The organism is Nonomuraea sp. JJY05, from assembly GCF_043496855.1.
GTDB lineage: Bacteria > Actinomycetota > Actinomycetes > Streptosporangiales > Streptosporangiaceae > Nonomuraea.
Map to the genome: position 1 here is coordinate 38,246 of NZ_JBIEIS010000011.1, position 23,545 is coordinate 61,790.

Annotated in this window: 12 protein-coding genes; 7 read left to right on the forward strand and 5 right to left on the reverse strand. The window is 72.0% G+C overall.

Going from position 1 to position 23,545, the window contains the following annotated elements:
• The first annotated feature begins 95 nt into the window (after nucleotides 1–95).
• Nucleotides 96–4,796: an amino acid adenylation domain-containing protein gene (locus tag ACFKCF_RS18835; RefSeq protein WP_394495172.1), complete on the forward strand. Its 4,701-nt coding sequence runs from the start codon at nucleotides 96–98 to the stop codon at nucleotides 4,794–4,796.
• Nucleotides 4,793–14,293, forward strand: coding sequence for an amino acid adenylation domain-containing protein (locus ACFKCF_RS18840; RefSeq protein WP_394495174.1), 9,501 nt, complete (start codon nucleotides 4,793–4,795; stop codon nucleotides 14,291–14,293). The genes ACFKCF_RS18835 and ACFKCF_RS18840 overlap by 4 nt, the downstream gene beginning before the upstream one ends.
• A 55-nt stretch (nucleotides 14,294–14,348) precedes the next feature.
• Here ACFKCF_RS18840 and ACFKCF_RS18845 read toward each other — a convergent pair whose 3' ends face one another.
• Nucleotides 14,349–15,101: a BTAD domain-containing putative transcriptional regulator gene (locus ACFKCF_RS18845; RefSeq protein WP_394495175.1), complete on the reverse strand. Its 753-nt coding sequence runs from the start codon at nucleotides 15,099–15,101 to the stop codon at nucleotides 14,349–14,351.
• Entirely contained in the window at nucleotides 15,038–15,937 is a 900-nt protein-coding gene (locus ACFKCF_RS18850) for a hypothetical protein (protein ID WP_394495177.1), read from the reverse strand. Before ACFKCF_RS18850 ends, ACFKCF_RS18845 begins: the two co-directional genes overlap by 64 nt.
• A 140-nt stretch (nucleotides 15,938–16,077) precedes the next feature.
• Here ACFKCF_RS18850 and ACFKCF_RS18855 point away from each other — a divergent pair, with 140 nt between their 5' ends.
• Nucleotides 16,078–16,806: a DUF3592 domain-containing protein gene (locus ACFKCF_RS18855; protein WP_394495178.1), complete on the forward strand. Its 729-nt coding sequence runs from the start codon at nucleotides 16,078–16,080 to the stop codon at nucleotides 16,804–16,806.
• Between the two features lie 133 nt (nucleotides 16,807–16,939).
• Here the strand turns inward: ACFKCF_RS18855 and ACFKCF_RS18860 are convergent, their stop codons facing one another.
• Nucleotides 16,940–17,470, reverse strand: coding sequence for a pyridoxamine 5'-phosphate oxidase family protein (locus tag ACFKCF_RS18860; RefSeq protein WP_394495179.1), 531 nt, complete (start codon nucleotides 17,468–17,470; stop codon nucleotides 16,940–16,942).
• Nucleotides 17,471–17,600: 130 nt separating this feature from the next.
• The gene (locus tag ACFKCF_RS18865; protein WP_394495181.1) at nucleotides 17,601–18,992 is read right to left on the reverse strand and encodes a cytochrome bc complex cytochrome b subunit; all 1,392 of its coding nucleotides are present in this window, start codon (nucleotides 18,990–18,992) and stop codon (nucleotides 17,601–17,603) included.
• Nucleotides 18,993–19,218: 226 nt separating this feature from the next.
• Here ACFKCF_RS18865 and ACFKCF_RS18870 point away from each other — a divergent pair, with 226 nt between their 5' ends.
• The gene (locus tag ACFKCF_RS18870; RefSeq protein ID WP_394495183.1) at nucleotides 19,219–19,704 is read left to right on the forward strand and encodes a SigE family RNA polymerase sigma factor; all 486 of its coding nucleotides are present in this window, start codon (nucleotides 19,219–19,221) and stop codon (nucleotides 19,702–19,704) included.
• A complete protein-coding gene (locus ACFKCF_RS18875) occupies nucleotides 19,701–20,873 on the forward strand; it encodes a hypothetical protein (protein ID WP_394495185.1) in 1,173 nt (390 codons plus the stop codon). The genes ACFKCF_RS18870 and ACFKCF_RS18875 overlap by 4 nt, the downstream gene beginning before the upstream one ends.
• A 20-nt stretch (nucleotides 20,874–20,893) precedes the next feature.
• On the opposite strand, the gene ACFKCF_RS18880 is transcribed toward ACFKCF_RS18875, so the two are convergent.
• On the reverse strand, nucleotides 20,894–22,093 hold the full coding sequence (locus ACFKCF_RS18880; RefSeq protein WP_394495187.1) for a hypothetical protein: 1,200 nt from the start codon (nucleotides 22,091–22,093) through the stop codon (nucleotides 20,894–20,896).
• A 48-nt stretch (nucleotides 22,094–22,141) separates the two neighbouring features.
• Between ACFKCF_RS18880 and ACFKCF_RS18885 the strand changes: the two genes are divergently transcribed.
• Together ACFKCF_RS18885 and ACFKCF_RS18890 are read left to right on the forward strand one after the other, a co-directional pair.
• Complete coding sequence (locus ACFKCF_RS18885; protein ID WP_394495188.1) at nucleotides 22,142–22,741, forward strand: TetR/AcrR family transcriptional regulator; 600 nt, start codon at nucleotides 22,142–22,144, stop codon at nucleotides 22,739–22,741.
• Nucleotides 22,738–23,484, forward strand: coding sequence for a phytanoyl-CoA dioxygenase family protein (locus ACFKCF_RS18890; RefSeq protein ID WP_394495190.1), 747 nt, complete (start codon nucleotides 22,738–22,740; stop codon nucleotides 23,482–23,484). The genes ACFKCF_RS18885 and ACFKCF_RS18890 overlap by 4 nt, the downstream gene beginning before the upstream one ends.
• The last annotated feature ends 61 nt before the right edge of the window (nucleotides 23,485–23,545 follow it).

Sequence of the window (23,545 nt, forward strand, 5' to 3'; positions counted from 1 at the left end):
ATTCGATGGTTGACAGAGATCTAATGACCAGGTCATTCTGTTCGGCGGCCCACCCCAAAAGGTCCTAAAAAACTCAACAATCGGCAGGCGTGACAATGACGTCAGATGCGTCACCCTTTGCATCTGTTCTGCACCTTTACCAGGAGCAGTTGTGCGCGGCCCCCGAAAGGGTCGCTGTTTCGGCCGGACAAGAACACCTCACTTACCGGCAGTTAGATCGCCTGGCAAACGGCATCGCCGCCCAGCTGCGTCATCTCACGATGACCGGACAGCGCTGGGTGGCCGTGCTCGCCGGCCGTTCGATCCGGCTGGTCGCGGGGCAGCTCGGCGCGATGAAGGCGGGCATCGCCTTCGCGCCGATCGACCCGGCCACGCCCGTGGAGCGGATCCACGCCATGCTGGCGGGCGCCGCGGCCGTGATCACGGCGCCGGAGTGGAGATCGCTGATCCCCGACGGCATCCCGGTGATCGACGCCCCCTCCGAGTCGGACGCGCCGCCCCCGCCCGACGTCGAGCCCGACGACCTCGCCTACGTCGTCCACACCTCCGGCTCCACGGGGACGCCGAAGGGGGTGCTCGTCCCTCACCGCGCGCTGACCAACCTGATCAGGTGGTCCCACGAGACCTTCGGCCCCGGCGGCCGTGCCCCGCTGCTCACCAGCCCCAACTTCGACCCGTCGGTCTGGGAGATCTGGATGTACCTGACCGCGGGCACCACGATGGTCATCCCCACCGAGCGGATCAGGCTCTCGCTGCCCGCCCTCCGCGACTGGATCGTGGAGCAGGAGCTGACCACCTGCTACGCGCCCACTCCCATCGCCGAGGGCCTGCTCGGCCTGTCCTGGCCGGAGGGGACCGAGCTCGCGACGCTGAGCACCGGCGGCGACCGGCTCACCACCTATCCCAGGCCCGGGCTGCCCTTCCGGCTGATCAACCTGTACGGCCCGGCGGAATGCGCCGTCAACGCCATCGCCGGCGTGGTGCCCGTCCACGACGGCCAGAGCCGCCCGCCCGCGCTCGGCACGCCGCTGCCCGGCGTCACCGTCCACCTCCTGGACGAGGAGCTTCGGCCGGTCGACGAGGGCGAGATCCACCTCGGCGGCGTGTGCGTCGGCCTGGGCTACCTGGACCAGCCCGACCTCACGGCCGAACGTTTCGTCCGCGACCGGGACGGGCGGCTCCTCTACCGCACCGGCGACCTGGCCCGCCGCAACCGGGCGGGCGAGATCGAGTTCCTGGGGCGCCTCGACGACCAGGTCAAGATCCGTGGCAACCGGGTGGAGCTCGGCGAGGTCGAGACCGTGCTCGCCGGGCACGAGGGGGTACGCGCCGCCACCACCGCCGTCCGCGGCCACGAGCTGGTCGCCTACGTCGTGGGCACGGCGACCGAGCAGGAGGCACGCGCCCACCTGCGCCGGTTCCTGCCCGACTACATGGTCCCCACCGCCTGGGTCTTCCTGGACGAGCTCCCGCTGACCGGCAACGGCAAGGTGGATCGGGCCGCGCTGCCGGACCCGGTCCGCGCGTCCCGCTCGATCACGCCGCCCGCCACCCCCACCGAGGTGCTGCTGGCCGAGATCTGGCAGGACGTCCTGGACGCCGGGCCGGTCGGCGCCGAGGACGACTTCCTGGCCCTGGGCGGCCAGTCGCTGCTGGCGATGCGCGTCGCCGCGCGCGCCTTCGAGACCCTGGGCAAGCCGGTCGAACCCCGGATGCTCTTCGAACATCCCGCGCTCGCCGAGCTCGCCCGCGCGATCGACGGCCTGCCGGAGGCGACGGCCGTGACCCCGGCCGTCGCCTCCGGGATCACACCCGCGCAGCGCCGGCTCTGGTTCATCGACCAGGTGGCGCCCGGCGCCCAGTACAACGTGCCCATCCTGTTCGCCCTGGACGGCCCTCTCGACACCGGGCGCCTGGAGGACGCGATCAACGAGATCGTGCGCAGGCACCCGCCCCTGCGCACCCGCTACGAAGAGCGCGACGGCGAGCCGGTGCCCGTGGTCGACGAGGCGGCGCCCGTGCGGATGAAGGTCATGGACGCCACCCCGCGCGGCGCGCACGCCCTGGCGCTGCACCACGCGCGTGACCCCTTCGACCTGCGCAACGGCCCCGTGCTGCGGGCGCTGCTGCTCCGGCTCGCCGACGACCGGCACCGGCTGCTCGTGACCGTCCACCACATCGCCTTCGACGGCTGGTCGGCCGGGGTCTTCCTGGACGAGCTGGCGCGGCTCTACGCCGGGGAGAGCCTGCCCGCGGTGGCCGGGCCGTACCGGCGCGGGCAGGGCCTGGACAGCCTGCCGTACTGGAGGAAGGTCCTGGACTCGCCGCCCGAGCGGCTGGGGCTGCCCGCGGACCGCCCGGGTTCGGCGGGACCCGCGCGGCGCGGCGCCCGCGTGCGGGCCACGCTGCCGGACGGGCTGCTCACCGAGCTGGAGTCGCTGGGCAGGCGTGCCCAGGCCAGCCCGTTCATGGTGCTGTTCGCCGCCTTCCAGGCGCTGCTGCACCGCTACAGCGGCCAGGACGACATCGTGACGGGCGTGCCGTTCTCCGGCAGGGAGACGCCGGGCGCGGACTCGATGATCGGCTTCTACGTGGAGACGCTGCCGATCAGGACCGGCCTGGACGGCGACCCGACCTTCGAGCGCCTGCTGGCACAGGTGCGGGCGACGGTCCTGGCCACGCCTTCGGACGTGCCGCTCGAGGAGATCGTACGGGAGCTGTGTCCCGACGGCCGGCCGCCCTTCGACGTGATGTTCGCGATGCAGGAGCCGGCGGACGCCAGGCGGGGCGGCGGGGTGAGCTTCCGGATCCTCGAGGAGGTCGAGAACGGCGGCGCCAAGGCCGACCTGGTGCTCTACGCCGAAGGGCGGGAGATGAGCCTGGAGTTCGCCACCGACCTGTTCGAGCGCGCCACCGCGGAGCGGCTGCTGGGCCACTACGTGCGCGTCCTGGAGCAGGTGGCGGCCGACCCGGCGGCGCCGCTGTCCGCGCTGCTCGCCCGCGAGCACGAGCCCCCCGGCCGCGGCCCCGACCAGTGCCTGCACCGGCTCTTCGAACAGCAGGCCGACCGGACGCCCGACGCGGTCGCCGTCGAGTTCGAGGGCGCCGCCCTCACCTACGCCGAGCTCGACCGGCGGGCCAACAGGCTGGCCCACCTCCTGCGGGGGCTGGGGGTCGGCCCGGAGGTGCCGGTCGCCCTGCACGTACGGCGCTCGCTCGACCTGCCCGTGGCCCTGCTGGGGATCCTGAAGTCGGGCGGCGCGTACGTACCGCTCGACCCCTCCTACCCCGAGGGACGCCTCACCCAGGTGCTCGGCCGCGTCGACACCCCGGTCCTGGTGACGCACCGGGCGCTGGCCGGCGGCCTGCCGCACGAGCGGCCCGTGCACGTCGACACCGACCTCGACGGACAGCCCGAACACCGGCCCGACAGCGGCGTCACGCCGGACGACCTGGCCTACATCCTGTTCACCTCGGGCTCGACCGGACAGCCCAAGGGCGTGGCGATGCCGCACCGCCCGGTCGCCAACCTCATGGCCTGGCACAGCGGCGCCTACCGGAGCCTGCAGTTCACCGCGCTCGGCTTCGACGTCTCGGTGCAGGAGATCTTCAGCACCTGGGCGTACGGCGGGACGCTGGTGATGGTCAGCGACGAGGTGCGGCGCGACCCGGCCGCCCTGCTCGACCACATCGCCCGGACCCGCGTGGAGCGGATCTTCCTGCCCTTCGTGGCGCTGCAGTCGCTGGCCGGCGCCGGTGTGGAGCCGCCCGCCACGCTGCGCGAGGTGATCACCGCGGGCGAGCAGCTCCAGGTCACCCCGCAGCTCGAGCGGTTCGTCAAGCCGTGGATGACGCTGCACAACCAGTACGGGCCCACCGAGGGCGCGATCATCGACATCGCCCACACGCTCACCGGCCCTCCGGCGGACTGGCCCCGGCTGCCGCCCATCGGCGTGCCCGTCACCGGCGTCCAGGCGCTGATCCTGAACCGCCTGGGCCACGAGGCGCCCGACGGCGTCCCCGGCGAGCTGCACCTCGGCGGCGCCTGCCTGGCCAGGGGCTACCACGGCCAGCCCGAGCTCACGGAGGAACGTTTCATCACCTGGAGGGACGGGCGCCGGCTCTACCGGACCGGTGACCTGGCCCGCCGCAACGAGGCCGGGGAGATCGAGTTCCTGGGCCGCGCGGACGACCAGGTCAAGATCCGCGGCTACCGGGTCGAGCCCGGCGAGATCGCCGCGGTGCTGGCCGGGCACCCGGCCGTGCGCGAGGCGTTCGTCATGGTCGTGGAGGGCAGGCTGGTGGCCTACGTGGTCGCCGACGGGACTCCCGAGCTCCGTCCCTACCTGGCCGAACGGCTGCCCGAGTACATGGTGCCGAGCACGTTCGTCGCGCTGGACGCCCTGCCGGTGAATCCTTCCGGCAAGGTGGACCGGCACGCCCTGCCGGACCCCGGCCAGAGCGTGCGGACCGTCGCCGCGCCGGTCACCCCGGTGGAGCAGACCATCGCCGCCATCTGGCAGGAGGTGCTGGGCGGCGAGGTCGGGCGGCACGACAACCTCTTCGAGCTGGGCGGCCACTCGCTCAACGCGACCCAGATCGCCTCCCGGTTGCAGGAGGCGCTGGACGTGCGGGTGCCGCTGCGGACGCTCTTCGCCCACCCGACCGTCGCCGAGCTCGCCACCCAGCTCGCGTCGCCGGACGTGGAGGCGGCCGCCGAGCTCTATCTCATGGTCGCCGCGTATTCAGATGACGAGGCCGAGGCCCTGCTGCGGTCGATGGAAGGTGACGAATGAGCCTGTCAGCCCAGCAGCGCCAGCTCCTGGAAGCGTTACGGAAGAAGAAGCAGCAGCAGGCCGAGCGGCCCAGGCCCGACCGGCTGCCCATGTCCTTCACCCAGCTCCGCGCCTGGTACCTGGACCGGATGGCCCCGGGCGCCGCGCACTACCTCATACCGCTCGCCTTCCGCATCGAAGGCCCGCTCGACCGCGACGCGCTGCACCGCGCGCTGAACGCCCTGGTGGCCAGGCACGAGAGCCTGCGCACCACGTTCGCCATGGACGAGGACGGCCCGTACCAGATCGTGGCCGCCTCGCTGGCGATCGACCTGGCGGACGCCGCCGACGGCACGCCGATGGACCTGACCACCGGCCCGCTCATCCGCGCGCACCTGGAGCGCGAAGGCGCGGACCGGCACGTCCTGCACCTCACGCTCCACCACATCGTCGCCGACGCCTGGTCGCTGGACGTGCTGCGCCGGGAGCTCGGCGCGCTCTACAACGGTCAGGAGCTGCCGGCGCTGCCCCGGCAGTACCCCGACTACGCGATCTGGCAGCGGGAGAACGACTACGGCCGGGATCTGGACTTCTGGCGGGAGGCGCTGGCGGGCGCGCCGCCGATCAGCGAGCTGCCGGCGGACCTGCCGCGGCCGGCCGTCCAGACGTACGCGGGCGCCGAGCTGCCCTTCTCCCTCGACCTGCCGCGCGAGGAGTTCAAGGCGTACTGCCGGAGCCTGGGCGCCACTCCCTACATGGTGCTGTTCGCGGCCTATCTGGTGGTGCTCTCCCGGCGCTCGGGCGGGCGGGACCTGGTGGTGGGCACGCCCATCGCCAACCGGGACAAGGTCGAGTTCGAGGGCCTGATCGGGTTCTTCACCAACACCCTGGCCATCCGCGCCGACCTGTCGGGCGACCCGTCGTTCGCCGAGGTGGTCGAGCGGGTCAAGGACGCGGTGCTCGACGCCCACGACCACCAGGGGATGCCCTTCGAGCGGCTGGTGGAGGAGCTCAACCCGGAGCGCCGCCTGGACCGCAGCCCGGTGTTCCAGACGATGTTCAACATGTTGCCCGAGGCCACGGCGGCGCTGGAGCTGGACGGGCTGACGGTCACCCCCGTGGAGATCCCCGAGCGCACGGCCAAGTTCGACCTGACCGTGGGCGTCCGCGAGACCCTGGACGGGCTCGTGGAGTACAACACCGACCTGTTCCACGCGGGCACGATCCGCGATCTGGTGGCCGACCTCCGGCGAGTGCTCGCCCTGGCGATGAGCGGGGACGAGGCGTCCGGGGGAATGCCGCGTCATCAGGTCTCCCAGCTCGTCACCCGGGCCTGGCGCGAGGCGCTGGGCAGCGACGCCTTCGGCCCCGACGACAACTTCTTCGACGTGGGCGGCCACTCGCTGCTGGTCCTGCAGGTGCACGAGCGGCTGCGCAAGCGGTTCAGCCTGACGGTCACCGACCTGTTCAGGTACCCGACGATCGCCTCGCTGACGGCCTACCTGAGCCCCGACGCGCCGGCGCCGGCGGCGGTCGCGAGCACCGCGCCCGCCGCCGGCGGCGCGCTCGCCATCGTCGGCATAGCCTGCCGCTTCCCCGGCGCCACGGGGCCCGAGGAGTTCTGGGCGGCGATCCGCGACGGCGTGGAGGCCGTACAGGACTTCACCGACGAGGAGCTGCTCGCCGACGGCGAGGACCCCGACCGGCTGGCGGACCCCGCCTACGTGAGGTCGGGGACGGTGCTGGACGGCATCGACCTGTTCGACGCCACGCTGTTCGAGTTCACCCCGCGCGAGGCCGAGATCCTCGACCCGCAGCAGCGCCTGTTCCTGGAGACCGCCTGGGAGGCGCTGGAGGACGCGGGCTGCGACCCCGCCCGCCACCCGGGACGCATCGGCGTCTTCGCCGGTTCGGCGATGAGCAGCTACTACATCGAGAACCTGCTGGCCGCGCCCGACGTGCTCAAGGCCGTGGGCGACTACCAGGTCATGCTCAGCAACGACAAGGACTCCCTGCCGACCAGGACCTCGTACAAGCTCGACCTGCGCGGGCCGAGCGTCAGCGTCAACAGCGCCTGCTCCACCTCGCTGGTCGCCCTCCACCTGGCCAGGCAGAGCCTGATCGCGGGCGACTGCGACCTCGCGCTGGCCGGGGCGGTGCGGGTGAACGCCTGGAGCCGCCGCGGCTACCTCTACCAGAGCGGCGGCATCGGCTCGCCGGACGGCCACTGCCGGCCCTTCGACGCCGAGGCGCAGGGCACGATCGGCGCCAGCGGCGTGGGGATCGTCGTGCTGAAGCGCCTGGAGGACGCCCTCGCCGCGGGCGACCCCATCCACGCCGTCGTACGCGGCTCCGCGGTCAACAACGACGGCACCAGGAAGATCGGCTACACCGCGCCGGCCGTGGACGGGCAGGCCGAGGTCATCACCGCGGCGCTGGCCTCGGCCGGCGTCGACCCCGGCACGATCGGCTACGTCGAGGCGCACGGCACGGGCACCGCGCTCGGCGATCCCATCGAGGTCGCGGCGCTGTCCCAGGTGTTCACCGGGGATCGCCCGATCGCGCTGGGCTCGGTCAAGTCCAACATCGGTCACGCCGACGCCGCCGCCGGGATGGCCGGGCTGATCAAGACCGTGCTGGCGCTCAAGCACCGTACGCTGCCGCCGACGGTCAACTTCGCGACGCCCAACCCGCGCATCGACTTCAGCCCGTTCTACGTGCCCACAGCAAGCGCGGAATGGCCGCAGGGCCCGGGACCGCGCAGGGCGGGCGTCAGCGCGTTCGGGATGGGCGGCACCAACGCCCACGTGGTGCTGGAGGAGGCGCCCGAGCCGTCCGCCGCCCCGCCGGCGGACGGCCCGCACCTGCTCGTCATGTCGGCCGCCGGCGAGTCGGCGCTGGCCGAGACGGCCACGCGGCTGCGCGTCCACCTGGCCGCGCGTCCGGACACGGATCTGGGCGAGGTCGCCGCCACCCTCCGGCACGGCCGCCGCCAGCTGCGGCACCGCGGCGTCCTGGTCGCCGAGGACCACCGGTCGGCGCAGGACGCCGAGCTCATCACAGGCGAGTCACGCCCGCGCGAGGTCGCCTTCCTCTTCCCCGGCCAGGGCGCCCAGCGCCGCGGCATGGCCGCGGGCCTGTACCGAGCGGAGAGCGTCTTCCGCGCCGGCGTCGACACCTGCGCCGGCCTCCTCGAGCCGCACCTCGGCCTCGACCTGCGCGAGGTCCTGTACGGCGACGCCGGCGACCTGGACCAGACCTGGCTCACCCAGCCCGCGCTCTTCGTCACCGAGTACGCGCTCGCCCGCACGCTGATCGAGCGCGGCGTCCGCCCGGCGATGATGGCCGGGCACAGCATCGGCGAGTACGTCGCCGCCTGCCTGGCCGGGGTCTTCACCCTGGAGGACGCCCTGCGCCTGGTCGCCGCCCGCGGCCGCCTGGTGCAGAGCCTGCCCCCCGGCTCGATGCTGGCCGTGCCGCTGCCCGAGTCGGAGGTCGGCGACCTGCTCGGCGACGACATCTCGCTGGCGGCGGTCAACGCCCCGGAGCTGTGCGTCCTGGCCGGCCCGGAGCAGGCCGTCGCCGAGCTGGAGCGGCGGCTGGTGGAGCGCGGCGTCGCCTGCCGCGCGCTGCGCACCTCCCACGCCTTCCACTCCGCCATGCTGGACCCGGTGCTCGACGCCTTCGCCGCCGAGGTCGCCTCGGTGCAATTGGGCACGCCGGAGCTGCCGTACCTGTCCAACGTCACGGGCGGCTGGGTGTCCGGCGCCGAGACCAAGGACCCCGCCTACTGGGTGCGCCACCTGCGGGAGACCGTGCGGTTCGCCGACTGCGCCGGCGCCCTGGTGGCGGCCGACGCGGCGGTGATCGAGGCAGGGCCGGGCCGTACGCTGACCACCCTGGTACGCCGCCAGGGGGGCCAGGCGGCGGTGGCGCCGTTCACCGAGCCGGACAGCGGGCTGTCCGGCCTGCTGGAGGGCATTGGACGGCTGTGGGTGAGCGGTGCCGGCGTCGACTGGACGGCGTTCGGGCCGCCGGGACGGCGGGTGCCGCTGCCCACGTACCCGTTCGAGCGGCGCCGCTACTGGATCGAGCCGCGCGCCCGGCGCTTCTCGGCGGCGTCCCCGGCGCCGCTGACGGCGGCCGAGCCGGTGGCGGCCGCGGTCCAGGAGCTCGACGCGGTCGCCGCCGCCTGGCAGGACGTGCTCGGCATCGCGCCGGCCGGCCCGCAGGACGACTTCTTCGGCCTGGGCGGCGACTCCCTCGTGGCCACCCAGCTCGCCTCCCGCCTCGGCCTGCCGATCGAGGCGATCTTCGAGCACCCGACGCTGAGCGGCCAGCGCGCGCTCGTCGCCTCCGCGCTCGCCCCCGCCGTCGCCCCCGCGGTGATCCCCGCCGTCGCGTCGGTGGGAGCTCGTGAGGTCATCCCCGTAGTCGAGGAGCCCGGCCCCTCTCCCGTCTCGTTCATCCAGCGGCGCATGTGGTTCATCGACCAGGTGCACGGCTCGGCCGCGTACGCCGTGGCCACGGCGCTGGACCTGCGGGGCGAGCTGGACGTGGAGCGGCTGCACGGCGCCCTGCGCGAGCTGGTGCGGCGGCACGAGTCGCTGCGGACCGTCTTCCGCGAGCTGGACGGCGAGCCGGTGCAAGTGGTGCTGCCCGCAGGGGAGGTGCCGCTGCCGGTCGAGGACTGCGACGACGCCGAGCGGGCGCTGAGCGAGGCCGCGGCCGAGCCGTTCGACCTGGCGCACGGCCCGCTGTTCCGGGCCCGGCTGCTGCGGCTCGCCCCGGATCACCACGTCCTGTCGCTCGGCTTCCACCACATCGTGGTGGACGGCTGGTCGATCACCCTGCTGCGGACCGAGCTGGCCGCGCTGTACAACGGCGAGACGCTCCCCGAGCGGCGGGTCAGGTACCGCGACTACGCGCGCTGGCAGCGGGAGCAGGTCGCCGACCTCGGCTTCTGGAAGGAGCGGCTGCGCGGCATCCCGCACAGCCTGGACCTGCCCACGGACCGGCCGCGCCCGCCGATGCAGACCTTCGAGGGGGCGGTCGCCACCCATGTGCTCCCCGCGGAGCTGGCCGGGGCGCTGCGGAAGCTGAGCCAGGAGCGCGGCGCCACCCTCTACATGACCCTGCTGGCCGCGCTGCACACGCTGCTGTACCGCTACAGCGGCCAGGAGGACATCTGCGTCGGCTCGCCGGTGGCCGGGCGCACCCGCCCCGAGTTCGAGGGCATCGCGGGCTGCTTCATCAACACCCTGGTCATGCGGGCCTCGATGGACGGCCACATGCCGTACACGCAGCTGCTGGCGCAGGTGCGCGAGTACGCCCTGGGCGCCTACGCCCATCAGGACGTGCCGTTCGAGCAGCTGGTGGAGGAGCTCAACCCACCCAGGGACCTGTCGCGCAACCCGCTCTTCCAGGTGCTGTTCAACCTGCTCAACCTGCCCCAGAGCGACCTGGGCATGGCCGGGCTGGCCGTGGAGGAGCTGGCCGTGGAGGCCGGCACCGCCCAGGTGGACCTGGTGCTCTACGTCTACGAGCAGGGCGACGAGCTGCTGTGCCGGCTGGAGTACAACACCGCGCTCTACGACGCCGGCACCGCCCGGCGGCTGCTGCGGCACTACGAGACCCTGCTCTCCGCGATCGCCGCGGCGCCCGGCACCGCGCTGTCCGGCCTGGTGTTCCTCACCGGCGAGGAGCTGGCCGAGCAGCTGGCCAGCGAGGACGTCGAGGTGCCCGACCTGTGCATCCACGAGCTGGTGGAGGCCCAGGCCGACCGGACGCCCGACGCCGTGGCCGTCACCTTCGAGGGCGCCTCGATGACGTACCGGGAGCTGGAGGAGCGGGCCAACCGGGTCGCCCGGCGCCTGCGGGCGGCGGGCACGGGGCCCGAGACGCTGGTGGGCGTCGCGATGGAGCGGTCGGCCACGATGCTGGTCACCCTGCTCGGCGTGCTCAAGGCCGGTGGCGCGTACGTGCCGCTCGACCCGATGTACCCGCAGGAGCGCCAAGACTACATCCTGGAGCACTCCGGCATCGGCGTCCTGGTCACCGAGCACGAGCTGGCCGGGCGCTACACCGGCTACCAGGGCGAGCTGATCCTCACCGACGACGGCTTCCCGGAGGAGAGCCCGGAACGGCTGCCCGCGCTGGCCACCCAGGAGAACCCCTGCTACGTCCTGTACACCTCCGGCTCCACCGGGCGCCCCAAGGGCGTGCGCGTCCAGCACTCCTCAGTGGTCAACTTCCTCGCCTCGATGAGCCGCGAGCCCGGCCTGACCGGCCAGGACACGCTCCTGGCCGTCACGACGTTCGCGTTCGACATCTCGGTGCTGGAGCTGTTCCTGCCGCTCACGGTCGGCGCCCGCGTGGTGATCGCCGGCCGCGAGGCGGCCTACGACCCGGTGGGCCTGGCCGCGCTGCTGGAGGACGCGACGGTCATGCAGGCCACCCCGGCCACCTGGCGGCTGCTGCTGTCGGCCGGTTGGGAGGGCAAGCCGGGGCTGAAGGCGCTTTGCGGCGGTGAGGCCCTGCCCGCCGACCTGGCCACCGGCCTGCGCGGGCGGGTGGCCGAGCTGTGGAACATGTACGGGCCCACCGAGACCACGATCTGGTCCACCCTCACCCGCGTCACCGACGGGCCGATCACGATCGGCCACCCGATCGCCAACACCCGGATCCACCTGCTCGACACCGCGATGCAGCTGGTTCCGACCGGCGTGGTCGGCGAGCTCTACATCGGCGGGGCGGGCCTGGCCCGCGACTACCTCCACCAGCCCGAACTGACGGCCGAACGCTTCGTCACCTGGCAGGACGGCAGCCGGCTGTACCGGACCGGTGACCTCGCCCGCCGCCGGGCCGACGGCTCGATCGAGTTCCTCGGCCGGGCCGACGGGCAGGTGAAGGTCCGCGGCTACCGGATCGAGCTGGGCGAGATCGAGTCGCTCCTGCTGGCGCATCCGGCGGTCCGCGAGGCGGCCGTGGTGGTGCGCGGCTCGGACGAGGACAAGAGCATCGCCGCCTACCTGGCCGCCGACTCCGATCATGATTGGCGCGAGTACCTGCGGCGCAAGCTGCCCGACTACATGATCCCTTCGGCGTTCGTGCCGCTGGAGGCGCTGCCGCTCACCCCCAACGGCAAGGTGGACCGCAAGGCGCTGCCCGAGCCGGTGAGCCAGGCCCGCGCCGAGGGCGCGGCACCGCGGACGCCGGCCGAGGTCAAGCTGGTCGAGCTCTGGACGGAGATCCTGGGCGTGAAGGGGATCGGGATCGACGACGACTTCTTCGGGCTGGGCGGCGACTCCTTCAAGGCCGTGCGTGCCGTACGGGACTCGGGGATCCAGGCGACCGTGCTGGACCTCTTCAAGAACCCCACGATCCGGGCGTTCGCCACGCTCGACGGCTCGTCGCAGAACATCGGCCTGCTGCATGAACTGACGCCTGCGCGCCCGGCGGCCTCGCTGACCCTGGTCTGCCTGCCGTTCGCGGGCGCCGGCGCGATCACGTACCAGCCGCTGGCCGCGGCCCTGCCCGAGCACATCAGCATGCTCGCGCTGGAGCCGCCGGGCCACGACACCGGCAACCCCGGCGAACCCGTGCTGTCCTTCCACGAGCTCGTCGAGGGCTGCGTGAAGGAGATCAAGGAGAAGGTCGACGGGCCCCTCGCGCTCTACGGCCACTGCATGGGCGGCGCGCTCACCGTCGAGCTGGCCCGCAGGCTGGAGGAGGAGGGCGTCGAGCCGGAGAAGGTGGTGATCGGCGGGCACTTCCCCGCGCCCCGCCTGCCGGGCAAGGCCTTCGCCTGGTTCCGCAGGACCTTCCCGATGGAGCGGTGGACCTCCAAGCGGCAGGCGCTGGAGTTCCTGCGGGCCATGGGCTTCTTCACCGAGGCGCTGGACCCTCGCGAGCGCGACTTCATCATGGGCGTCTTCCTCCACGACACCCAGGAGGGCGAGGACTACTACACCGAGCTCTACAAGGAGCCCATCAAGAAGCTGTCGGCGCCGCTGGTGTGCGTGGTCGGCGAGAACGACCGCGCCACCGAGCTGTACGAGGAGCGTTTCCGCGAGTGGGAGGCCTTCTCCGACTCGGTGTCGCTGGAGGTCATCCCCAAGGCCGGGCACTACTTCCAGAAGCACCAGGCGCCGGAGCTGGCCGGGATCCTCGGCGGCGACGACCGGCCCCCGGCTCCGCTGCCGCCCCGCTACCAGCAGGCCAGCCTGAAGACGTTCGGCCTGGTGGCCTTCGGCCAGCTGGTGTCGCTGATCGGCACCGGGCTGACCACCTTCGGCCTGGGGCTGTGGGCCTACCAGCAGACGCAGTCGCTGTCGATGTTCGCCCTCGTCTCGGTCATGGCGCTGCTGCCCGCCGTCGTGCTGGCACCGATCGCCGGAGCGGTGGCGGACCGCTTCGACCGCAGGCTCGTCATGATCGCCGCCGACTCGGCGGCGGGGTGCGCCTCCATCTCGCTGGCCGCCCTGCTCTGGACGGGCGGGCTCCAGCTCTGGCACGTCTACCTCATCGTCGCCGTCGGCGCGGTGTCGACGGCCTTCCACCAGCCCGCCTACATGGCGGCCGTGGCCCAGCTGGTGCCCAAACGCTATTACGGCAGGGCCAACGGCCTGACCCAGCTGGGACAGGCCGCGGGAACCGTGCTGGCGCCGCTGCTGGGCGGCGCGCTGGTGGCCGCCGTCGGGCTGAGCGGCATCATCCTGATCGACCTGTCCACGTTCGCCTTCGCGGTCGTCGTGACCTTGGCGGTCCGCTTCCCGGACACGCTCTTCAAGAAGCGGGAGGAGCCGTTCTGGCAGGAGGTCACCGGCGGCTGGCGCTACATCAGCCGCAGGCACGGACTGCTGGCGATCATCCTGTTCACGGCGTTCCTGAACTTCCCGTTCGCCATGGTCGAGGTCCTGTCCACGCCGCTGCTGCTCAGCCTCACCGACACCCGCGGCCTGGGCGTGGCGCTCTCGATGACCGGCATCGGACTCCTGCTGGGCAGCCTGATCATGACGGTGACCGGTGGCCTGGCGCGGCGCACCAACGGCATCCTCGGCTCCTTCATGGCGCTGGGCGTCGCCTTCGCCGTCATCGGGATCGCGCCTCACCCGGCGCTGCCGGCGATCGGGCTCTTCCTCGTCGGGCTGCTCACCGCGCTGCTGAACGCGCACTGGTTCGCCATCGTGCAGCAGAAGGTCGGGCTCGACCTGCAGGGCCGGGTCATCGCCACCAACCTGATGCTCAGCTGGGCGCTGGTCCCGGTCGGGTTCCTGCTGGCCGGGCCGCTGGTGGAGCAGGTCTTCGACCCCATCGCCGGCTCCGCGCACGGCCGGGGGATCGCCCTGCTCACCATCGTGGCGGGCGCGGTGACCGTGCTGATCGGGCTGGCGGCCTTCCGCTACCGGCCGGTCCGCTTCCTGGAGGACGAGCTGCCCGACGCGACCCCCGACGGGGTGGTCATCGCCGACAAGGACCTGATCCAGCGGGAGGCCGACAGGCAGCTCGTCGCGTGACCCTTCCCTCCCCCGGTACGGCGCGTACCGGGGGACGACCCCCGTCCGAGCGCGGTCAGCTCGGCGCCGGAAACTCGACCAGGCCCGTGAACTCGGCGCTCGGCCGGACCTTGATCTCCTGCCACAGCAGCTCCGTGAACGCGTGCACGGCGCGGACCGCCTCGACCAGGTTGCCCTCGGCGAGGTGGATGCGGACGACCAGGCGCTGGGAGCTCTCGCGCAGCGGTTCGTACTCGACGGCGGCCAGGGCGAGGTCCAGCGCCCGGCCGTAGGCGCCCTGGTCGAGCTGCCGTTCGGCCATAGCCTCCACGGTGTGCAGCTGGAGCTGGCGGACGCGCTCGCGGACGGCGACGACCCACTCGTCGTACCAGCCGGGCAGCAGCACGCCGCGCGGCGGCACCCACGAGCCCTCGTCCTCGGCCTGCGCCGGTCGCCGCACGTGCAGCCGCCTGCTCAACGCCTGCAGCTCGTCGACGTCGACCGAGACCCGCGAGTCCAGCCGCATGGCCGGGCCGCCCGTGACGATCAGCCCCGGGCAGGCCCGGCCGGCCCGCCAGAGGGTGGTGCGGAGGCCGGCCTGCGCGTGGGCCTCGCTGGAGTCCGGCCACAGGCTGCCTGCGGCGGCGCGGGGGCGTCCGGTGCGGGCTGGGCACGCGAAGCCGCCGTCGCGGTGCTCGACCACTTCCGTGGTCCGGCGCAGGGCGCTGACCTTGCTGATCCCGGCGACGTATTTGTTGTCCCACTTCACCCGGAACTTGAAGTTCTTGTACGGGTCCAGGCGGGTGGTGTTGACGGAGAACTGAACCATGTCGCTCCCAGGGAGTGGCCGATCGTCAGGCGTCGGGACGCTTCTGCTGGATCCGGATACGCACGAACTCGGCGGGTTTCAGCGGCTGGAAGCCGACGTCCACGTTGACGACGCCGACGTCGATGTCGGCCTGCGGGTTGTTCTCCCTGTCGCACTTGACGAGGTACGCCTCCCGGGCCGTCCTGCCCTGGAAGGCGCCCTGGCGGAACAGGCCGTATGCCGGTGCGCCGGACCGGGTCGCCGATCACGTCGGCGGCGGCGAGCGTCACGTCGGCCGCCTGGGTGACGGTTTTGTCCCCTTCGGCGGGCCGCCTGTCGACCGGGCTGCCGTCGGCCGGCCCGACCAGCCGGGAGGTCTCCAGCGCCCGGTCCAGCCACCTGCCGCGCAGGGCCGGGTCGATGGAGATCTCGTACGTCTCGGTCGTCTTGCCGGAGACCTTGATCGTCAGCGTGTAGTGCTTGCTGTCGGCGGGGTCGTGCTTGACGGTCGCCGTCAGGGCGTTGCCCGCCGTGCCCGGGGTCCTGGCCCGCAGCTTGACGCTGTCGCCGAGGTCGATGGTGGCGTACTGGATGTCGGCGCCGACCCGTACGACGATCGCCTTGGCGCCGCCGTTGAGGAAGAACTGGTAGACCGGGTAGCTCAGCTCGCTGCCGGTCCACAGCCCGCCGAAGGTGCCGTCGTACTCGGTCCAGCCGTTGATCGTCGTGGGGGTGCGCGGCCCTCGCAGAGCCAGGCCGACGAACGCCGCCACGGACGTGTCGACGCCGACGATCGGCCGGACCGCGCTCTCGATCTCCTCAAGATAGACACCGGGATAGGTGAATCTCGTCGCCATCGGCCTTCCTCGTCCCGTAGCCGCAGAGCCTCTGCCGGTAGTGTCGGCCCCAGCCATAACCCGGCCGTCACCCCGCCATCACTGCGCCATCACCCAGACCCTCCACACGACGCATTGCTCTGGTTGGGCACACTCGTCCTATGCGTAACGGACGGCTCTTCACCATCGTGGGCGGGATCTTCGGTCTAATCGGGCTGGTGCTGCTCTGCGTCGGCATCGCGCTCGCCGCCTCCACGGCAGGCTTCCTGGCCTCGGCCGAACGGACCGACGGCACCGTGGTCGCGCTGGACGCACGGACCACCACGACACGGAGTTCCGACGGCCGTACCCGCAGCACCACGATGTGGTACCCGACCGTGGAGTTCACCGCCGGCGGCAGGCGGTACGCGTTTCAGAGCTCCACCGGCACCAACCCGCCGTCCCACGAGAAAGGCGAAAGCGTACCCGTCGCCTACGATCCGGACGATCCATCCGATGCGCGGATCGCGTCGTTCTCCTCAGCGTTCCTCGCCCCGCTGATCGTCGGCGGGCTGGGGGTGGTGTTCACCCCGATCGGCGCGGTCCTGTTCGTCAAGGGACGACGGATCACGCGGCTGCGAGCCTGGCTCCGGCAGGAGGGCCGGCCGGTGTGGGCGGAGATCGAGCACGTGGGACGCGACTTCAGCGTGCGGGTGAACAACCGGCACCCCTACGTTGTCCACGCGACGTGGCGGGATGAGCGGACAGGCCGGACATACACCGCGGCCAGTGACCATCTCCGCGACGACCCAGGTCCTCGGCTGCGGGGCCAGACCCGCGTTCGCGTGCTCTACGACGCCGCCGACCCCGCTCGCAATCTGATCGACCTGGACGCGCGTCCCTCCTCCTGACGGCAGGGGTGTGCAGGACAGGCGGTCCGTCCGCGCCGGGCCGGAGCGCCGTCGACCCGGGCTCGATGGGCAGGGCGCCTGCGGCCATGCTCACCGCGGGCGCAGCGCCCCGCCCGGGGCCTGTCGCGGCGGGTCAGGACGGGGACGTCGCGGTGAGCTTCGCGAGGTCGGGCGCGTAGACGGTCATCCAGTGCGGACGCAGCCGGTAGTAGACCACGTCCTTGTCCCAGTCGAAGGCGTCGTCGTCGCCGTAGAAGTCCTTGAGGTACGCCAGCAGGTACGGCCAGTCCGCGGCCGGCTCACCGTCCTCAGGGTTGAGGATCTCCACCGTGCCGTGGGTGAACACGCCCAGATCCTCCCCGCGCAGGTGCGCGACGCTGGCGGCGGGGCGGGCCGCGAGGTGACGGGCCTTGGCGGCGCTGCGCGCCGTGCCGAAGTGCCACTTGCCGTGCAGGAAATGTCCGTCCGCGCCGCTGATCCGCGGCTCGCCCTTCGCCGTCACGGTCGACAGGGCGAGCGTGCACATCCCGGTCAGGATCCGGGTGAGCTGCTCCGCGGTCAGGGTGTGCTCGGTGACGATCGAGCGCAGGTGCGAGGTGGAACGGGAGAGAGAGGCTTCGAGGAGAGCCTGAAGCTCTTTGAGCTCTTCGGGCGTTTCGCGCATTGAGGTCCTTGTCTATCCGTGGGCCGGTCCGCGTCCGCCATCGACGCGGACCGGTGAACCCATGCTCCACCCGAAACCCGACACCTTGTGTCCTCTTTCTTCACCCGTCTTCCGGGCCGCCGGGCTGCTGTCATCGCCCCGAGGTGATCGCCGGCTCCCGGTGCTCCCGCCGCGCCGGCGCCAGCCGTTCGTGGAATCCGCCGTCCGGGGACCGCACGATGATCCCGGTCTCCACTCCGTGCTCGGCCACGTGGCGATCCGTCTGCTGAAGTGCCAGGCAGATCCACCGGGTGCCGACGAAGGCGATGACGGGGCCGATGACCACGGCGAACCTGAAGAAGATCGTCACGGCGTCGACGGTGAGCTGGAACTGGTGGGCGAACTGGTCGTTGGCCGCGGCTGCCCACAGCACGCCGTAGAACGTGACGCCGGCGGCCGCGACGGCCGTCTTCACCGGCGTCTCGCGGGGCCGGTCGAGCAGGTCATGCGCGTGCGTCTCGCGAGCAGTGCGGCTCGCCGTCCTGGGCCTGCCCAGCGCGTCGCGGCGGCCGCGTCGCGAGGCGAGGAAGCGCTCAGCCATCGGGTAGGCGGCCAGGGCGGTGAAGAAGACTCCGGGGACCACCAGCGTGGGGACGATGACGGCGAGGCTGAGCGTGTAGTCCCCGATGGTGAGCTCCCACCCGGGCATGATCCGCAGGGCGCCGTCCAGGAACCCCATGTACCAGTCGGGAACCGAGCCTGCCGAGATCTGGGTCGGCGACGCGGGGCCGTACAGCCATATGGGGGCGATCTGGAACCCGAACCCGAGGATGATCAGCATGCCGATCGTCGCGAGGGCCATCATCGGGCGTGCGTTCCGCCGCGCCGGCAGCGAGGCGACGAACCGGGAGTGGCCGTGCCTGCGCACCAGCAGCTCACGGGCGATCAGCAGCCCGGCCATGACGACCGCGACCAGCAGGTGGCCCCCGTACATGACCGGGATGACCCTGTCACCGGGGAAGTCCGGGCCGAACAGCAGCGACAGCGCCCAGGTGCCCACCACGGGGATGGACTGCACCACCGACTTCATCAGCCACAGACTGCCGCCCGACAGCATGTCGTCGGGCAGGGCGTTGCCGGTCTCGCCCGCGGCCATGCCCAGCGCCAGCAGCGTCACCCAGACCAGCCACTGCCCGGTGCGTGGGCGGCGGAACGCTCCGGTCAGGAACATGCGCAGCAGCTGCAGCACGACGGCCGCCACGAAGACGAGCGCCGCCCAGTGGTGAACCTGGCGGATGAGCAGGCCGCCGCGCACCTCCAGGCTCAGCTGCATGGTCGAGTCGAAGGCCTTGCTGACGAAGAGTCCGCGCAGCGGGCCGTACGAGCCGTCATAGGCCACCGAGGACATGCCGGGGTCGTAGAACACCATCAGCACCGCCCCGGTCACCGCCAGGACGACGAACGACCAGACGGCGATCTCGGCGAACATGAACGACCAGTGGGAGAACTGAAACGAGCGGCGCTTGGCCGACAACGAACGCATTTGGGCCCCCTTACCGTGCCTCACTGACAAGACGAAATCGGGGCCGGAGGTGTGACATCGAGGAGGGGCCGGCGACGGTGATTCACGTCACCATGGGCCCGGCGCCTTTACGCTGTAGATTCATTTGACGCCGGCACCGGACGAGCGTGCCGAGGTCTGATGCCGGGAAAACGGCGGATTTCGCGGGGGCCCCAACCGTTCACCGCCTCTCGGGCGTCTTGTCTATATGACGGATTCCGAGGCGTTCGAGGCCTTCGTCACCGCCTGGCACCCGCGGCTGCTGCGTGCGGCCATTCTCATCAGCGGTGACAGGGATCTGGCCGAGGACGTGCTCCAGGATGCCCTGATCAAACTGGCGCGCCGCTGGTCGAAAGTGCATACCGACCCGGTCAATTACGTCCGCACCACCCTGTACAGGGAAGTGGCGTCCAGGTGGCGGAGGCGACGGGAATTCGCCTACGGGGAGCCGCCCGACCAGGCGGATCACGACACCTCGGGAGCGTCGGACCTGAAGGTGGTGTTCGCCCGGGCGCTGGCCAGGCTGCCGGTGAAGCAGCGGGCGGTGCTGGTGCTGCGCTTCTACGAGGACCTGCCCGTCGGGGAGGTCGCCGCGATCCTCCGGGTCTCGTCCGGAACGGTGAAGAGCCAGACGCACGCGGCGCTGAAGCGGTTACGCGAGGTCGCTCCCGAGCTGGAAGAGGTGTTGATATGACGGACCAGAGGCTGCGGGAGCTCTTCGACGATCTCGCCGAGACCCTGCCTGAGGGGCCGTCACGCGCCGGTGAGCTGTGGCGGCAGGGCACGCGGAGCCGTAGCCGCCGCCGGTGGGCGGTGGTCGCGGCGGCCGCGACGGTCGCCGCGCTCGTCGTGGTGGAGATCGTGGTGTCCCCGGCGCCGGTCCAGCGCGGCATCGCCGTGTATCCCAGCGTCACACCCGCGCCTGGGACCCCGGCGGCCACACCCATGGACACGGCGCCGCCGCCCAGCGGCGAGGCGGGGCTGCCCACGCTGGCGACCGCGCTGCCGGAGAGGTGGGCCGACATCCCTGTCGTGACCGCGGTTCCCGGACCCGTTCTGGCGCTGGCCGAGTTCGGCGACGGGCGGATCTACATGATGAAGTCCGACGGCCGCGTCCCGCTCGATGTGAAGCCGGCTGATTCCGTGGACCCGGCCGGCAATGGCGGGACGCCGCTGAAGCCCAACTCGCTCTCCCCCGACGGCACGATGGCCGCCTTCCCGCAGAAGAACGAGGTGGTGGTCGTCGACCTCGTGATCGGCCAGGCCAGGCGCTATCCGGTGCCGGGGTTCAACGAGGTGGTGCTCTGGCGGGGCGAGCAGCTCCTCGTCGAGCAGGAGAAGGCGAACTACCTGCTCGACCTGGCCACGGGGAAGGCGCGGCGGCAGGCGTACAAGGGCTTCACAGGTGTCGCGGGCTACCGCGACCTCAGGATCGTCTCGCCCGGCGAAGGCGGGCGGACGGTCATCCAGGAGGGCGGGGTGGAGGTGACGCTGGACGTCCAGGGGATCACCAACCAGGGCAGCATGCCCGTGGGCGCCCTGGGCAACCACGGATGGCAGCGCGGCAACCTCGTCGCCAGGTCCGCGCCGGCCCCGGGCGACCGGGCGGAGAGAGCCGACGTGGTCGTCGTGGCCGACCCCGACACGGGACGGGTGGTCAGGACGCTGCTCCTGCCCTGGGGCGATCCTCCTGACATGAGGTGCGGGAAGAGCGGCTGCGCCGTGCGGGGCTGGATCAGCCAGGACACGGTGATCATCGAGAGCAGGGACCGGCTGCTCGGCTGGAACATCCACACCGGCGCGCTGTCACGCGTCGCCGACCTGCCCGAGGGCGTGACCGCCTACTCCCTGCGCGGTTGGTGAGCGGCTCCCGGGACGACCGGTCAGGAGGCGCGGTTCTGCCGCGAGGTCTTCTTCCGCCGGAGGCGGCGCGAGCTGGAGCCGCGGGGGTTCTGGACCGGCCCTCTCGGGACGACGTCGAAAGCACGCAGGCCGTCGCCGCAGATGGCCTCGCCGCCGTACCAGCCCCACAGGAAGAAGATCAGGCCGAACAGCAGGCCCAAGATCGCCGTCCCGATGAAGAAGTCGACGAATCCGGCGAGTTCGAAAGCGCTGAACGCCAGGATCGCGATGATGAGGTCCCTGGTGGGCATGCGGTGGTGCGGGGCGCCCACGGGCCGGTCATCGTGGCTCCACCCCCAGGGGATCCGCCGGCGCAGCCGCCCGGCCGGCCACAGCCGGGTGCCGTCCGGGAGGGTCACCACTGCCCGGCGGAACGGCCACGGGCCGACTCGCACCGAGACCTCGCCGCCCCTGGAGAAGTCGGCCCAGTTGGGCATCCGGTCCAGAGCCGGGTGCCAGTAGACCCGCTGCACGAAGGCTCCTACGTCGCCGGGCGGGATCAGGCGCAGATAGCCCGCGTACCACTGGGCCAGGCCCGATCCGTACGTGGCCAGCAGCGGCACGGCCCGCCACGACGCCTCCGGCATCCTGGCGGCCCGCAGGTTGAGTGCCAGGCGGGCGCCGACGAGCAGCACCAGGAAGGCGTAGGCCGCGAGCACGACCGGCAGACAGCGGCTCTGCCAGTCCCCGGGGGGCGGGAACGCCTCGTCCTCGGCGGGGAACACCAGGCCGGCCGCGTTACCGGGGTCGTAGCGGACGGTCGCCGTGGAATCCATGGCCAAGGGGGCATCGACCTGGACGACGGTGACGTGCTCGACGCCCTGGGCGTCGGTCCACGTCAGGTCCACGGTGTCGGCGTCGTCGTAGATGTGGCTCACGTACGCGGTGGCGCGTGCCGTGGCGCGCGCTTCCTGCCCCGCGACGCCGGCGCATCGTACGCCCAGGATGGCCACGGCCACCAGCAGGCCCAGCGTGAGCCCCGCCAACGACACCACGTTCGTGCGTAAGGCAGGGCGCTCCTCCGACCTCATCGCGATCACCCCGTCGTCCCGATGCCGATACCCGGCCAACGCCGGGGATCCCGGAAAAGTGCCATGGATCTGCGGCACGTAGGTCCCGCATGACCGCAACCGGGTCCAGGCGTCGTTGACGACGACCTGATGTTCCTCTCGGCTGATCATGTCCCAACGGGGCTTGGAAGTTGAGTTGAGCTCAACTAACATGATGCTGTGGAGCCATTGTCCGATCGCGCCGCCGCCACCCGCGGCCGCATCCTCGAAGCCGCCGCCGCCGAACTCATCGAGACCGGCGACGTCGAGGTCGCGGCGGTCGCGCGCCGTGCCGGGCTCAGCGTCGGCCTGCCGTACCGCTACTTCGAGACCCGCAGCGGCTTGATGAGCGCGCTGCTCGCCGACTTCTACGACCGGCTCGTGAACGAGACCGTGCTCGGCCACTTCTCCGGCCACACGTGGCTCGAGCGCTGGCGGGCGCAGCTCACCCGGTGGGTCGACTGGGTCTACGACGAGCCGCTCGCCTCCGTCGTGCTCGGCCGGATGGTCGGCGACGCCCAGGTCGCCGCGATGGAAGCCCGCTGTGCCAGCCAGGTCATCGCCCTCGGGGCCAAGCATGTGGCCGCCGGCCAGGCCGAAGGCGTCGTCACCCGCGGGCGCGACGCCGAGCTCATGTCCGCGGCCGTCGTCGGTGGCATGCGTTCGGTCCTGGCCGTCGTCCTCAATCAGGATCCCCGCCCCGACCGGGCCGCGGTGCTGCAGGAGATCTGGGAGTTCAGCACCGGCGCGCTCGGCGCGACCCGGGAGGACACGCCATGACCGGCAGGGTCCGGACGTCGGCCACCGCGGGAGCCATGTCCGCACTCCACCGTGACGGCTACCTCGTCATGCGCGACCTGCTCACCCCGGCCACCTGCAGCCGCATCCGCGCCGAGCTCACCCCGCTGCTCCGCCCCGCGGGCCGTGACCCCTTCCGGTCGCGCCACGTCCGGCGCGTGTACGGGGTGCTGCACAACACCCGGGCCACGGATCCCCTCATCGACCACCCCCGCGTGCTCGCCCTCCTCGACCGGCTGCTCCTGCCCAACTACCTGCTGTCCCAGCTGGAGGTCACGGAGGTCTCCCCCGGCGCGCCCGCCCGTCCCGCGAGCTACGACGATCAACGCTACCCGCTTGCCCGCCCCCGCCCGGCCCTGTCCATCGCCGCCCTCTGGACCCTCGACCCGGGCACCGTCCTGACGGTGTGGCAGGGCAGCCACCGCTGGCCCTCCCGTCACCCCACCACCGAGGGCGCGCCCCTCACTCCCCCGCCCGGCTCCTGCACCCTGCTCCTCGGCACCCTCTGGCACGGCCGGCCCCCGCAACCGGCACCGCCGTCCTTGACCGTCACCACGCAGTACTGCGAGCCGTGGCTACGCACCCGGGAGGCGTTCGCCCTCTCCCCCGGCAGGCAGGTGGCCCGGCAGCTCAGCGACCGGATCCGCCGCATGCTCGGATACAGCGTCCACCCGCCGGACACCGGTCTGGTGGACGGCATGCACCCCTACCGCCTCTTCTCCTGACACCCTCGATCCGGTGGTGGCAGAGCTGCCTTGGCGGGGCGTAAGCGGCACGGGCAGGCGC